Source organism: Cedecea colo, assembly GCF_011808225.1.
Classification (GTDB): Bacteria; Pseudomonadota; Gammaproteobacteria; order Enterobacterales; family Enterobacteriaceae; genus Dryocola; species Dryocola colo.
Map to the genome: position 1 here is coordinate 204483 of NZ_SOYS01000005.1, position 14063 is coordinate 218545.

Annotated in this window: 16 protein-coding genes and 1 other RNA gene; 10 read left to right on the forward strand and 7 right to left on the reverse strand. The window is 53.7% G+C overall.

What is annotated here, in order from left to right:
• The first annotated feature begins 207 nt into the window (after positions 1–207).
• Positions 208–777 (forward strand): YbaY family lipoprotein, encoded by a 570-nt coding sequence (locus tag E2L00_RS12985; RefSeq protein WP_167612190.1) that lies wholly within the window; start codon positions 208–210, stop codon positions 775–777.
• Positions 778–949: 172 nt separating this feature from the next.
• Here the strand turns inward: E2L00_RS12985 and E2L00_RS12990 are convergent, their stop codons facing one another.
• Complete coding sequence (locus E2L00_RS12990) at positions 950–1261, reverse strand: MGMT family protein (RefSeq protein WP_167612193.1); 312 nt, start codon at positions 1259–1261, stop codon at positions 950–952.
• A 173-nt stretch (positions 1262–1434) separates the two neighbouring features.
• On the opposite strand from E2L00_RS12990, the gene ffs reads away from it, so the two are divergent.
• Positions 1435–1531: signal recognition particle sRNA small type (gene ffs, locus E2L00_RS12995), an RNA gene on the forward strand.
• Positions 1532–1898: 367 nt separating this feature from the next.
• Here the strand turns inward: ffs and E2L00_RS13000 are convergent.
• From E2L00_RS13000 to yczR, 3 genes are all read right to left on the reverse strand, one after another.
• Positions 1899–2531 carry a hypothetical protein gene (locus tag E2L00_RS13000; protein ID WP_167612194.1) on the reverse strand — a complete coding sequence of 211 codons (633 nt, stop codon included), beginning with the start codon at positions 2529–2531 and terminating at the stop codon, positions 1899–1901.
• A gap of 169 nt (positions 2532–2700) precedes the next feature.
• Entirely contained in the window at positions 2701–3075 is a 375-nt protein-coding gene (locus tag E2L00_RS13005) for a hypothetical protein (RefSeq protein ID WP_167612197.1), read from the reverse strand.
• A 559-nt stretch (positions 3076–3634) separates the two neighbouring features.
• Complete coding sequence (gene yczR / locus E2L00_RS13010) at positions 3635–5065, reverse strand: MocR-like transcription factor YczR (protein WP_167612200.1); 1431 nt, start codon at positions 5063–5065, stop codon at positions 3635–3637.
• A gap of 88 nt (positions 5066–5153) precedes the next feature.
• Here yczR and yczE point away from each other — a divergent pair, with 88 nt between their 5' ends.
• The 4 genes from yczE to E2L00_RS13030 all read left to right on the forward strand — a co-directional run bounded on the left by yczE (position 5154) and on the right by E2L00_RS13030 (position 7481).
• Entirely contained in the window at positions 5154–5768 is a 615-nt protein-coding gene (gene yczE / locus E2L00_RS13015) for a membrane protein YczE (RefSeq protein ID WP_167612383.1), read from the forward strand.
• Positions 5769–5884: 116 nt separating this feature from the next.
• Complete coding sequence (locus E2L00_RS21805) at positions 5885–6007, forward strand: hypothetical protein (RefSeq protein WP_268903906.1); 123 nt, start codon at positions 5885–5887, stop codon at positions 6005–6007.
• Positions 5995–7032, forward strand: a complete 1038-nt coding sequence (locus E2L00_RS13025) for a GNAT family N-acetyltransferase (protein WP_236127739.1) — start codon at positions 5995–5997, stop codon at positions 7030–7032. Before E2L00_RS21805 ends, E2L00_RS13025 begins: the two co-directional genes overlap by 13 nt.
• A gap of 95 nt (positions 7033–7127) precedes the next feature.
• Positions 7128–7481: a DUF1428 domain-containing protein gene (locus tag E2L00_RS13030; protein ID WP_167612203.1), complete on the forward strand. Its 354-nt coding sequence runs from the start codon at positions 7128–7130 to the stop codon at positions 7479–7481.
• 108 nt (positions 7482–7589) lie between these two features.
• Here E2L00_RS13030 and norW read toward each other — a convergent pair whose 3' ends face one another.
• Together norW and norV are read right to left on the reverse strand one after the other, a co-directional pair.
• Complete coding sequence (norW, locus tag E2L00_RS13035) at positions 7590–8723, reverse strand: NADH:flavorubredoxin reductase NorW (protein WP_167612206.1); 1134 nt, start codon at positions 8721–8723, stop codon at positions 7590–7592.
• Positions 8720–10168 carry an anaerobic nitric oxide reductase flavorubredoxin gene (gene norV / locus E2L00_RS13040; protein ID WP_167612208.1) on the reverse strand — a complete coding sequence of 483 codons (1449 nt, stop codon included), beginning with the start codon at positions 10166–10168 and terminating at the stop codon, positions 8720–8722. The genes norW and norV overlap by 4 nt, the downstream gene beginning before the upstream one ends.
• A 218-nt stretch (positions 10169–10386) precedes the next feature.
• Here norV and norR point away from each other — a divergent pair, with 218 nt between their 5' ends.
• A complete protein-coding gene (gene norR, locus E2L00_RS13045; protein ID WP_167612211.1) occupies positions 10387–11901 on the forward strand; it encodes a nitric oxide reductase transcriptional regulator NorR in 1515 nt (504 codons plus the stop codon).
• Positions 11902–11905: 4 nt separating this feature from the next.
• On the opposite strand, the gene E2L00_RS13050 is transcribed toward norR, so the two are convergent.
• A complete protein-coding gene (locus E2L00_RS13050) occupies positions 11906–12454 on the reverse strand; it encodes a flavin reductase family protein (protein WP_167612214.1) in 549 nt (182 codons plus the stop codon).
• Between the two features lie 186 nt (positions 12455–12640).
• Between E2L00_RS13050 and E2L00_RS13055 the strand changes: the two genes are divergently transcribed.
• The 3 genes from E2L00_RS13055 (at position 12641) to E2L00_RS13065 (ending at position 14060) form a co-directional block, all read left to right on the forward strand.
• Positions 12641–13114 carry a 2TM domain-containing protein gene (locus E2L00_RS13055; protein ID WP_167612217.1) on the forward strand — a complete coding sequence of 158 codons (474 nt, stop codon included), beginning with the start codon at positions 12641–12643 and terminating at the stop codon, positions 13112–13114.
• A 371-nt stretch (positions 13115–13485) separates the two neighbouring features.
• Positions 13486–13674, forward strand: a complete 189-nt coding sequence (locus E2L00_RS13060; protein ID WP_167611695.1) for a hypothetical protein — start codon at positions 13486–13488, stop codon at positions 13672–13674.
• 128 nt (positions 13675–13802) lie between these two features.
• On the forward strand, positions 13803–14060 hold the full coding sequence (locus E2L00_RS13065) for a type B 50S ribosomal protein L31 (protein WP_167612220.1): 258 nt from the start codon (positions 13803–13805) through the stop codon (positions 14058–14060).
• Positions 14061–14063 lie beyond the last annotated feature (3 nt).

Genomic DNA, 14063 nt, shown 5'->3' on the forward strand with positions numbered 1-14063 from the left:
TCGATAAAGCGGTAATCCGCGCGTTAGTCGCCTGATTATAACATGTTATCAACATCAATCGAGCACTGGCCCGACCTGATAGCAAAGGCCGCTCCAGGCAAAATTCAGTGACATGTGCCACACTTAGCGTGATAAACGTGTTTTAACCACACATTACTTGTGGGACACAGCGCCCACCGGTGCATTGATAATAAGGAGAACAAATCAATGAAACTTGTGCATATGTTAAGTGGTTTAGCCGTCGCGGTAACGCTTGCGGGATGCGCGCAGAAATCTGCAGACATTCCAACGCCAGCGCCAGCCGCGTCTACGTCGGGGGCTACGGCTCAACCGGCAATTGCACAGCCATCTGTAACCGGTACGGCCTGGATTCGCCAGCGTATTGCGCTACCGCCGGACGCGGTGTTGACCGTAACCTTGTCTGATGCTTCGCTTGCTGATGCCCCGTCCAGAGTTCTGGCGCAGAAGGTGGCCCGCACCGAAGGTAAGCAGTCACCGTTCAGCTTTGTACTGCCGTTCAACCCGGCAGATATCCAGCCTAACGCACGCATTATTCTGAGTGCTGCGATCACGGTAAATGATAAATTGATGTTTATTACCGATACGGTGAAACCGGTAATCAATCAGGGTGGCACAAAAGCGGATCTGACACTGGTTCCGGTTCAACAAACTGCGGTACCGGTACAGCCGGGCGGTGGAGCGGTAACCACCGTGCCGTCGACGTCGCCGACGCAGGTGAACCCTTCATCTGCGATTCCCGCACCGACCACGTTCTGATATGAAGCGCCTCACAGGAGGCGCTAAATATTCTTAATAAGCTGTCGTTTTAAAGACGTTAATGCGGACGGATAAAAACAAAGGATGTCGTCTTCTGGTTTATCCCAAACGCCCGAAAACCGCGTTTTTCGGCGTTTGCCATTAATATGAAGCGCCTCACAGGAGGCGCTTTTTAGTAGTGCCAGCGGTAGCGCTGCATATCAATATGCCCATCCCCGGAAACCATAATCCCCTCGGACAACAGCGCTTCACGTTGACGTTGTAAATCAGGCCCTTTAAGAGAAATGACCCCGTGACGATTAACCACGCGATGCCAGGGTAGCTTGCTGCCTTCCGGCAAGCGCTTAAGCACGCCGCCAACCTGACGCGCCGCACGCGGCGAGCCCGCAAGCAAAGCAATATCCCCATAGGTCGTGACATGGCCTTGCGGGATAGCGGCAATAATCTGGTAAACCCGTTGTGGGAAAGAATCGTGATTATCCATAGTTTGACCCTCAAAACGGCATTGCTAAGCATAAGGGGTCGCTGTACCCGGAGCCAGGAAAAACTCCGGCTGCGCAAGAAACCAACACCTGACCGCCAGCGGCTTGCAATTGCCCGGAGCAACATGGATAATGCGCCAGCGCGTCAGGTAACTGGCGCTCTCAATGGGGGCTCTGTTGGTTCTCCCGCAACACTAACTTGTGAACTCGGTCAGATCCGGAAGGAAGCAGCCGCAGCAGGTGACGTGTGTGCCGGGATGTAGCTGGCAGGGCCCCCACCCAATTCTGGCTTGCCATCTCATATCCCAAACTGCCTGCTGACTAAAAACAGCCTTAGCGCGTTTTATTTTCCGAACCCCACGCTGAACCTTGCACGCCCTGCATTACCGGTACAGGGAGAGAGGCACGCTAGCCGGGCTGATTACCCTTGCCACGGCTGTTTTCCTGCTATCTGGCAGCCAGGGCGTTTCCTGGCTCACGCTGGGAATGGGCTTTCATATAGAATGAGCTGGCGGCTGAGCGCCTTCACGCTGGCCTTCATTCCCACTCTGCTGCTGCCGTATATTGCTATAAGTCTGGCCGCGCAGCGGGTCTCGCCAGGAAAAAGCGTTTTTCAGGCGGCCCGCCATTAATACAATGTTATTGCACAGCGCTGGTTAGCTCTGGCTTGAGCTCCGGTTGCTTATCACGCTTCATAAACTCCAGGGTGACAAGGAATAATCCGACCATAAACGGGCTTTCATACAGCTCTTCCATTAAGTCTCTATACCGCGGATCATGCACGAATAAAGAAGCGAGCAGGCGATGATGCTCAACCGTATCAGAAATCAAAAAAGTACAGGTAGTAACGGCCATTAACCATAACGGAACGGGCTCTTCGCGTAACCGGCGATAAATCTCTTTACGTAACGGTTTGGACAGAAGGGATAAAACTAAACAGCCTATCAATAATACGGAAATGACCTTAAATAAAACATGGGGATATTCAGGGAAGTAAACTCGTCCCCAATTGGTACTCCTGCCCAGTAACACCAGCCACCACAATACTGCCCATAACCAAAACTGCTTTTCTCCCTCAGGCCGTGATAACGGCTTGATATACCACGCGGTAAACAACGCAACAAACAGCAGCCATAATGCCTGTCCATTTTCAATATACGTAACAACAACCCCATTAAGCAGAGGAAAATGCCAGTTGGCAGCAAAGGGAAAAATAATGGAAATAATGCAGAGTAAAACGGTAGAACGGGTTAAGCCTGTATCAAATTTCATACAATAATAGCCGGGTTAACGATCGGCATTCGATCATAAATGTAAAATCGGATGGGATCTGGTTGAAATTGAAGGGAAAAAGTACGCCAGGAAGTTAAAGATTAAGATAAAAAATCATTGCACTAAGCGCGAGCTAAGAACCTCCGGCTGCTATACATTCAGGATAAAGCTATCCGTCCTGTAGGTACCTGAAGAGAAAGCGCCCTATTTCATAAGTAGTAAAACCTGTATCAAGCTCGCTTTCAGGCATACCTATAGCGTTGCCAGCCTCGATGAGTATCTTCTTCATATTGCTGGCTTTAATCCCGTCTCTGGTGACCAGGATCTTCCCCTTGGGCAGCTTATGGATCACATAATCTTTGAAGCGATGCGAATCATTACCGTCTGACAATACAAGATCTTGTCCGAGTAACAATTTAAGCGACTTATTTTCATCGATCAGATTTAGAACCACATCATCAACCGTCATCCCAAAGTCATTAACGCACAGCTTCAGGCTTTCAATAGTTGATTTTTTTAATGTAATCTCGCAAAACTCGCTCAAACAATCTCCCTCGCCCTGTTGGAAATGAGAGGCATAATACAAAAAAATAAAAATAATACAATTTTTTAAGTATTGAACAATGTGTTTATGTATTAGTTGGCAGGGTAAAGGCTTTCTCATTAGCGTGCGTGGGGCAGCCTTATAAATAGTGCGTCCCGGCTGCTTATATTGCTTTGAAAAATAAAGGTTATCAGTGACGCCAGGCCTTCACCCAATTCCGGCTGGCCGCAAGCCTGTCTTCTGCATCTTTCGGAACATCTCGTTACACTCTCCGCTGCCCTGGCTATACCGGCACAGCCGACAGGCAAGAAACGGACCTGTGAGGTTAGTTCAATACGCTGATTCTATTCTTAGCAAGGGAGCGGTGGTGAGATAAATTGGTAACGTTTCCTGATGTTGTTAAAGCCCGCATGAAAAATGTAATTACTTGAGGAAGTGAGAAGATAATAAGCGAGCGGGTTTATTGCGAATCCTCGCTGCTGAAGGTTTTTATGCTGGGATATCAGCGCTTCATTGATACGCGCGGTGGGCCTGACGTAATACATTTACCGCGCTGCCGCTAAACCGTTAGCCCGCGTTCGACATACCCCCGGTTTTGCGTCACCTGTTGCCAGACAGGCTGGAGACGTTCGAGCGCGATGCGCATTTGCGTGGGCTCCAGAGTAAAAGGTAAGCGCAGGTAACGCTCGAACGCGCCTTCTGTGCCAAAGCGCGGGCCTGCGCCGATGCGAATGCCGATGGATTCGGCGCTGGCGGCGAAGAGGGTTGCCAGCGGTTTTGGTAATTCAATCCACAAGGATAAACCGCCCTCCGGCACGGTGGTGATTTGCCAGTCGGGGAATAATTCTCTTAGGGTTGCGGAGCAGGCATCCCTTTGTTCCCGCAGCATTTTCCTGCGCTGCGGCAGGAAATTATCGGCCGTGTTGAACAGGCTAATCGTCGCCAGTTGCTCAAGAAGAGGGGAGCCTAAATCAAGCGAATTTCGCACCTGAATCAGTGAGGCGATGGTGCGCGAAGAAGCCCGAATCCACCCCAGGCGCAAACCGCCCCAGAAGCTTTTTCCGGCCGAGCCAAGCGTGATTACGTTATCCGCCTTATCAAAAGCGGCGAGCGGTGGCGGGGGAGGCGCGTCAAACCATAAATCCGCCATGGTTTCATCCACTACGATTGCCGTGCGGTTCCGGGCGGCTATTTCCGCCACGATTGCACGGGTAGCGGCATCCATGCAGCGCCCGGTGGGGTTATGAAAGTCCGGAAGCAGGTAAGCCAGACGAGGTGAGGTCTGGGCGATGGTTGCAGCCAGGCCATCCGTATCCCAGCCCTGTTCCGGCAGACTGACCGAAACCGGACGGCAGGAGGCGCCTTTAATCGCGGCTAACGCCATCGGATAGGTTGGATGGTCGATGACCACTCTGTCACCGGGGCCGGTCAGCAGCCGCAGAACCAGACTAAACCCGCTTACCGCGCCGTTCACCACCATGATCTGCTCCGCCGTGGTCGGTAAGCCACGGGCTGCATAACGCCGGGCGATCGCTTCGCGAAGCTCCGGTATTCCTCGCTGATCGTAACCCGTGGAACTGAGATGCTCGGGTAACGCCATTAACGCGCTGGTATAAGCCTGATGGATCTCCGGGCCTGCGGATAGCGCAGCAGTTGACAGATCCAGTACCGGGGCAACACCGGGCACTGGCGAAGTGGAGAAGCCGCCTTCCGGGAGGATAGTCGTAGAGCCTGAGCCGTGGCGGCTGAGTAAATAGCCCTCTTCCCGCAGTTGCCCCAGCGCCGCGGCAACGGTCGTTCTGCTTACGCCAAGCGCGGCCGCCAGCTCGCGTTCGCCGGGCAGGCGGCTTTCCAGCGGCAACCTGCCATCAAGGATCAACAAACGTAACCCATCCGCAAGCTGACGATAAACCGGCGTGCGGGAAAGCGTCTGCTGCCAGTGTCCCAAAAGTTTGATAAGTGAGGAGGCCCCCGTTCTGCGCCTTGTCATAACAGTCCACTTTGTGATAACTGGACCTTAATAATCAGTCCATTTTGTCGGAAAGTATAGTCACAACGAACGGGTGAGGTGGAAAATGATGACGCGTCGATTAATACAGCTATACATCGGGCTGGTGCTGTACGGGGTATCGACGGCGATGTTTGTTCGCGCCGATCTGGGAGCGGATCCGTGGAACGTTTTTCATCTCGGCGTGGCAAAAATCTTTTCTCTTAATATCGGCATGGTGATAATTCTGGTTGGCGCGCTGGTGCTGCTGCTGTGGATCCCTCTGCGGCAGCGTCCGGGCCTCGGCACTGTCAGCAATGTTATCGTGATTGGGCTGGCGGCAGATGTGGCGCTGGCGCTGATGCCGCCGCTGGAATCGCTGATTGCGCGCAGCATCCTGCTTGTTTCTGCCGTAGTGGTGAATGCCGTAGCCACGGGCATGTACATTGGGGCAGGCTTTGGCGCTGGCCCGCGAGACGGCTTAATGACCGGCATCAACGCCCGCACCGGCTGGTCAGTACGCAGCGTGCGTACCGCAATCGAACTGACGGTACTGTTTGCAGGCTGGATGATGGGCGGCACGCTGGGCGTGGGAACGGTACTTTATGCACTCGCCATTGGCCCGCTGATCCAGCTATGCCTGCCGTGGTTTCGTGTAACCGTTCGCCGCGAAAAGCCGCAGACCGGGACAACGGTAGAGCCATAGATGTGAAGCCGTGTTAAATCTGAACCACAGCCCGCTAAGGAGACACCGTGGTCCGTTACCCGATAAAACAATAATTCTGGCGTGATGCCGCGCTGCCGTGGCTTGAGGTCAGAAACGTGCTGGACGGGCGCGGCGTTTGCTATGCGCCGCATACTCACGAAACCTTTTCTATTGGCGCGGTAGTGGCGGGCGCCAGCACGTATCTTAACGAGAAAACGCCGCTTGCATGCCGCCCGTGAACGCCTCAAACGAGGCGATGCGTTGCCCGCTGGTTTCGCCGATCGGGCGCATTTCCAGCGCGCCTTTAAGCAGTACCCTTATTTATCGGGCAGCCAGCGTGCCACGCCGGGCCAGATATGGTATTGAACAAAATAATTATGGCGCGCTTTTGCCGCGCTACCCTTTTCTTTCTGAAAGAAAAAATCCCGTCGATGAGGTTAAAATGCATACCCCGGTTATCAGTCATGCGGCATCAAACTGGAACAGCCACCAGTTAGCGCACATTCTTACCCACTGTTTTGAAGGATATCTGGTGCCGTTTAACATTGACGGCGATACCTTCGCGACCCGCTTCAGCGCTGAGGACATCAGTCTCAATGACAGCAAGGTCTGGTTGCAGGATGGAGAACCGAAAGCGCTGGCGGCGATCGTTCGTCGCGGGCAGACCAGCCGTCTTGCGGCATTTGCGATTCGCCCGGAGCTGCGCGGGCAGGGATATGGCAAACGGTTTATTCAGCAATTAATTGACGAGGCGCAGGCGCGCGGCGATCGGCAAATGTGGCTGGAAGTAATAGTCGGCAACGACAGCGCCCTGGCGCTTTATAAACGCATGGGTTTTGTCTGCCAGCAAACGCTGGTCGGTTTTCACGCCACGGGTTCAACGCTGTTTCGTCCGACCGGTGAGCTGCTGGAGATCGACCCGCTGCTGATGGCGAAAAAGATGATGACCGACAGCCGTCTGAGATTACCCTGGTTAAGCGCGCCCGAAACGCTCTATAAATTGCCCGGCAAGGCTTATGTGCTTGACGACGTTGCGTATGCAATGGTGGTGCCGAACGCTCAACAACCCAAGCTGCGTATGCTTTATGTCGATACGGCAACGCGTGGAAAAGGGTACGCGAAAAAGCTGCTGACGCTGCTGCATGAACGTTTCCCGGGGCTTTCTACCGCAGGTTCTATCCCGGAGCAAGTCGCGCCGCTGTACCTGAGCTGTGGCTATCGCCAGGATCCCGTTACGCAATATGAAATGCTGCTCAAATTCTGACCGGGCAACATCCATTCTTCATCACTACACTTATCTGGCGTAATCATCACGAGTAGAACCTACCCGCCCGTTATCCTCACCCTGTGGAGGCAACAATGCACTATGTCGATGGTTTTGTGGTAGCGGTGCCCGCCGCTAATAAGGAGGCGTACAAAGAGTTGGCTGCCAAAACGACGCCGCTATTCAAGGAGTTTGGCGCCCTGCGCATTGTAGAATGCTGGGCTGAAGACGTGCCCGAGGGCAAGCTCACCGATTTCCGTATGGCCGTTAAAGCCGAAGAGGACGAAGAGGTTGTCTTTAGCTGGATTGAATACGCTTCTAAAGAAGCACGCGACGAAGCCAACAGGAAGATGATGTCCGACCCACGGATGAAGGAGTTTGGCGACGCTATGCCCTTTGATGGCAAGCGGATGATCTATGGCGGATTTGTGCCGATACTGGATGAGTAGAGCCCGCGATTTTTCCCTCATCCTGACCTTCTCCCCTAAGGGGCGGGGGAAAACAGTCCGAGCCGTCTTTCACCCTCGCCCTTTCAGGGAGAGGGTGAAAATGCCGGTTTATAGCTGCAACTCCCGCAGCAGCCCAAACGCCAGTTTCATATGCGCTTCGCTGACGATAAACGCTTTAAGCTGCTGCGCGTCATCGTAGCCTTTTGCAATCAATCCCTGCGGCTCGGCGGTAATTTGCCAGTGCAAATCGGCCCGCTGGGTTTCGCCTGCCAGGTGCAGCGGCAGCTCCGGCGTTTTCACCTTCACCAGCATCGCAGGCAGCGTCAGGCCGTCGGTAGCGCCCAGCAGATTTTTAGCGAGCGTCATGGCGCTGAACTGAATCGGTTGTAAGAATGGCAGTACTTTACCCTCGATTTCCGCGCAGTCTCCCAGGGCGTAAATATTCGCATCGGAAGTTTGTAACTGGCGATTAACCACAATGCCATGGTTCACCACAAGCCCCGCCCGTTTCGCCAGCTCAACGTTTGGACGCAGCCCGATAGCGGCAACGACGGCATCAACAGCAACGATACGATCGTTGCTCAGCGCGGCATTAATCCCCTGCGGGGTTTTGGTCAGTGACGCCAGACGCTGATTGAACAGCAGCTCGACGCCCATCTGATTCAGACGATGTTGCAGGCGACTGCTCACTTCCGCAGGCATCAGCGAAGCAAGCAGGCTGGCTGAGTTATCCACTACGATGACCCGTTTACCGGCGCGACAAAAATCCATCGCCAGTTCGCTGCCAATCAGCCCGCCGCCTAAAATCATTACCCGATGCGCATCGTGCAGCGCCGTTTCGCAGGCGAGGTATTCCTGCTGGCTGTTGAGCGTCAGCATCAGTTCATGGCCGGGAATAGGCGGAAGCACCGCGCTTGAGCCAGTTGCCAGCACCAGTTTGTCATAGGGCCATTGCTGGTCGCCGCATTGCACAACACGCTTGCCGGGATCGATATCCGTCACTCTGGTATTGGCGTGCAGCGTCAAATTATACTGCTCGGCGAACTCCCCGGCGCGCTGCCGGGTCATGTCATCTGCACGCTGATCCAGGCTAATAACGTGGCTGAGATCGGGCTTGTTATATTCATCCATACTGTCTGCGGCAATCAGGCGAACAGGTACTTCACCGTCATGCTTGCGGATATTTTTTACCAGCTGGCGGGCGGCAAAGCCCGAGCCGATAATTACGATGCCTGCGTTCATACTGCCTCCGTAGCCAGCACGTCAAACACGTCTTTACCCAGTGAACATTCAGGACACAGGAAGGTGTCAGGTACGTCGCTCCAGGCTGTACCCGGCGCTACATCCTGCATCGGTTCGCCGGTTTCCGGATCGTAGATCCACTGGCAGACGCTGCACTGCATGCGTGGGCCAAGGTCGGCACAGGTTTTGGCTTCAACAGCGGCGGTTTCCTGCTGCGGCGCGGCGGCACGGGTGGCCGCTGGCAGCGGCGTTAACGCCCACTGGCGGGCAATTTCGCGGCCGTGTTGACGGCAGATTTCCAGCGCATCAACGTCCGGACGCCATTTCGCTTTCAGGCTCAGGGACATTTCCAGACCTGCATCCTGTAGGCGGGTTGAGAGACGGTCTACCGCGCCGCCGCTCCAGCCGTGGGAGCCAAAGGCGCTGGCGCGTTTATTGCGGAAACGCAGGCCGGTTATCTCTTCCACCAGGCCGGCAATTTTCGGCATCATGACGTTGTTCATGGTAGAGGTGCCCACCAGCACGCCTTTGGAACGGAAGACGTTGGTCAGAATTTCGTTTTTATCGCTGCGCGCTACGTTAAAGATTTTCACCGCCACGCGGGGATCGGTTTCGGTAATGCCCTGGGCGATGGCGTCGGCCATCATACGGGTGTTATTGGACATGGTGTCGTAGAAAATAGTGATGCGATCTTCCTGATAATCCGCTGCCCATTTCAGGTACATTTCGACAATCTGCGTCGGATTATCGCGCCATACCACGCCGTGAGAGGTCGCAATCATATCCACCGGCAGGTTGAAGCCGAGGATCTCGGTAATTTTTGGCGTCACCAGGCGGCTGAACGGCGTCAGGATGTTGGCGTAGTAGCGCTGGCACTGCTCGAACAGCTCGGTCTGATCCACTTCATCGTTGAACAGGTGTTCGTCGCAGTAGTGCTGGCCGAAGGCGTCGTTGCTAAACAGCACCGCGTCGCCGGTCATATAGGTCATCATGCTGTCCGGCCAGTGCAGCATTGGGGTTTCAACGAAGATAAGCTGTTTGCCGTTGCCGATATCCAGCGTGTCGCCGGTTTTCACCACGTTAAAATTCCATTCCGGATGATGATGGTGACCGGTAATAGAGTCAATGGCGTTCGCGGTGCAGTAGATAGGCGTGTCCGGGATCTGCATCATTAGTTCGGTCAGCGCGCCCGCGTGGTCCTCTTCCGCATGGTTAATGATGATGTAATCGATATCGGCCAGGTCGATTTCGCCGCGCAGGTTTTGCACGAACTCGCGGCTGAATTTATGATCGACGGTATCGATAAGAACGTTTTTCTCTTCACAAATGAGGTAGCTGTTATAGCTGCTGCCACGCAGCGTTTTGTATTCGGTCCCATGAAAATCGCGGACTTCCCAGTCACGTTGTCCGACCCATTTAATGTTGTTTTTAACCAGAATAGCCATTTGTAGAACCTCAATAAGCAATTAAATAAATGATGTATGTACCACTCCTATTACAAAGGCCGTGCCAATTTTTTATATCATTGAATTTATTTCTATTTTGTGGTTTTGTTTTCTGCGGTTATGTCAAAATGACATTGCCCGGTAATGTTAAAATGACAGTTTGGTTGTCATTTTGACTATCATCGGGTAGGCTTATTGCATCTTCCAGGGAGCCGCTTATGAGCCTGTCCATCACCTCGCTTGCCAACATCGCCATCGATCTGCAAAACGGCATTACCCATCAGGACCGCTTTGCCCGCTTAATCCGCACGCTGCGCCAGCTTTTAGGCAGCGACGCCACGGCTTTGCTGCGCTATGAGGCGCGTCAGTTCCGCCCGTTGGCGATTGACGGGCTGGCAGAAGATGTCCTCGGAAGACGGTTTGCGCTGGACGCACATCCGCGCCTGGAGGCTATTGCGCGCGCGGGTGACGTGGTGCGTTTTCCAGCCGAAAGCGAGCTTCCCGATCCCTACGACGGGCTGATCCCTCATCACAGTGACTTAAAGGTGCATGCCTGCCTTGGTTTACCGCTGTTCGCCGACCAGAACCTGATTGGCGCCCTGACCGTAGACGGCATGGATCCCGCACAATTTGACCATTTCAGCGATGAAGAGCTGCGGCTTATCAGCGTACTGGCGGCCGGGGCGCTGAATAACGCCCTGCTGATGGAACAGCTTGAAAACCAGACGCCTGCGGCGAACGCGGCACCCGCCACGGGGAAAACCGGCGGTACGGAAATGGTGGGACTTTCTGCGGGTATTGAGCAGCTAAAAAAAGAGATCGAGATTGTCGCAGGATCGGATCTGAACGTGTTGATCACCGGCGAAACGGGCGTGGGTAAAGAGCTAGTGGCGCGGGCTATCCATAGCGGATCGGCGCGAGCGGCTAATCCACTTGTTTATCTCAACTGTGCGGCCCTGCCGGAAAGCGTGGCGGAAAGCGAATTATTTGGTCACGTTAAGGGCGCGTTTACCGGAGCGATACACCATCGAATCGGGAAATTTGAGATGGCGGATAACGGCACGCTGTTTCTCGATGAAATCGGCGAGCTGCCGCTGACGCTGCAGGCCAAGCTGCTGCGCGTTTTGCAGTACGGCGATATTCAGCGAGTGGGAGATGACAACAGCCAGCGCGTCAACGTGCGGGTGCTGGCGGCGACTAACCGGGATCTGAAGCAGCAGGTGCTGGCAGGACAATTTCGCTCCGACCTGTTTCACCGTTTAAGCGTCTTCCCGGTACACGTACCTCCTCTGCGCGAGCGTGGCGATGACATCACGCTTTTAGCCGGTTTTTTCTGCGAGCAAAGCCGCGTAAAAATGGGCCTGAAACAGGTGGTGCTCAGCGACGGCGCACGCGATTTACTCCGCCGTTACGACTGGCCGGGTAACATCCGCGAGCTGGAGCACGCCATTTACCGCGCGATTGTTCTGGCGCGAGCCGGGCATCCGGAAGGAGAGCTACTGCTCCAGCCGCAGCATTTTCAGCTGGCGGATGCAGAGCTAAAGAGCCTGCCCACGGCGGCAAAAACGCATCCGCTCGTGGATAATTTACGTACGGCAACGGATGATTTTCAGCGTCAGATTATCATTCAGGCGCTTGATGCTAACGGCGGAAACTGGGCGGCGACCGCGCGCCAGCTACAGCTTGATGTTGCAAACCTGCACCGGCTGGCTAAACGACTGGGCGTAAAGTAATTACCTAAGACACTTTCGTGAAAAGCTTGTGGCGATCGATAACTACACCGTCGGTGCGAAACAGCCCGGCCCCGCTATAGTGCAGCGTTTCAGGCCATTGCGGTTCGCGTTGCACGCGGGCATGCACCACTTCAAAAATGAAAAAATTATATTTTTCTATCAGCACGTCATCATATAAACGGCATTCAAAGTGCGCGTAACACTCATCAATTGCGGGCGCGTCCACCTTTTGCGACGCAGCCTCTGTCAGCGAAAAATCCGCAAATTTATCCCTTTCTTTTCCTGAACAGTTGCCGATCTTTGCTACCCGATCCGCCAGTTCGACCGTCGGCAGATTAATCACGCATTCTCCGCTCTCACGAATCATACTGAAGCTGTGATTGCCCGCTGAAATCATGCAGCCCACAAGCGAGGGCGAGAATTCCATAATGGTATGCCAGCCAAGCGTCATGATATTGCGTTTTCCGCGATGGAGAGCGGAAAGCAAAACAACCGGCCCCGGCTCCAGGTAGCGACGAATTTGCTCAACGGGGAAAGCGTATTTTTGGCTCATGGTTTGCTCCTGCTTATGGCCGGGATTATTTTGAGCGTAGATGAAAAATCGAATTCGCACAGCCTGACAGGCGCTGTCATAAAGCTGTCGGGTCGGTGTCGTGGTGCTGTCGTGGTGCTGTCGTGGCGCGGTAGCTGCGGCTGGTGCACAGTGAAGGCTGGTTTACAAACGTGGAGAAAACCCGCTATGAAACACTCAACTATTAAAGCGCTGCGTTTATCAAGAGCCTGGTCCCAGGAGCAACTGGCAGCGCTTTCCTCTTTAAGCGTGCGCACCATACAGCGAATTGAAAACGGCGGGCAGGCGAGCCTTGAAACCCTGAGCGCCATAGCTGCGGCATTCGATTTAAACGTCGCCGATTTGAATGTGGAGATGACTGTACAGCCCACTCAGGATGAGGCGTTAAACCAGAAAATTGAACAGGCGAAAAAGCGTCTGAACAGGGAGTATGGTTTTTATCGCGCCCTGTTAACCTGGGCTGTGATCTGCGCCGGGCTGGCGGCGATAAACCTGTTTACCTCGCCCGGCAAATTTTGGTTTATCTGGCCGACGGCGATCTGGGGCGCGTTGCTGGCGGTACGTGGCGTGAAGCTGTTCGTTTTGCACGGCTGGCTGGAACGTCGACAGCAGCAGCGGCTCCAGCAATTATTGCGTAAGTAGTTAATTTTTCGCATTGTTACGGGCAAAATTTCACCCGCTATCGTTCTGTTTCGGGTGAATAAAGCGTTCACCGCCGTGAAAAAACCGGCGAGAAGGCTCCGCAAGCAGTATGAAGAAAAAAGAATTTGTCACGCAGGACTTGCTACGGATAAAAACCAAGTAAATTAAAATAATTTATTGGTTTTACTATGTTTTTTCGGTTGATTGTGATGCGGATAAATTTTTATTGGTTTGTTTTGTCGCCAGCCTTTCTCTACGCTTTCTGGCCATGCTGCACATAACGATAAACACGCAATCCGGAGTCGCTAATGGGGCGGTTGAGGACATCAATAATATTATTCGTCTGGTCGGCGGGGCCGGGAATATCGGGGGTGCAGGTTCGAAGCGATCGTTTTCAAATTATTATCGGCCCGCAGGTAAACAGCTGCTACGAACAATTGTCTTCCGCGCCGGGCTCACCTTCCGCGCAGAACACCGCGGGCGAGCAGAAAAAAGAGCGTAAGAGCCTGTCTGAACAAACGCAGCACTTTGAGCGCGTTGACGCCAGTTTTAAACTCTAATCCCCCGGTTTGCTAACGTTCCGACGGGAGCATTTCGATGCGCTCACTTTTCTTCCCCAAAACCTGCTTGCGTTTTTGACGCTCATCTTTTACCTTATTGTTATGTTATAACATACAAAGAGAAGGCGATGAAACGCGATATCCATCCTTACTACCGCACCGTGGTTTTCCACGACACCAGTGCCAATGAATATTTTAAAGTAGGTTCTACCATTAAGACCGACCGTGAAATTGAACTCGACGGCCAGACTTATCCGTATATCACCATTGAAGTCTCCTCCGCTTCCCATCCGCATTACACCGGTAAGCAAAGAACCTTCGAGAAAGAGGGCAGCCCGGCGCGCTTCCAGCAGCGCTTTGGGCGCTTTTTTGGCAAGGAGGCATAGGAG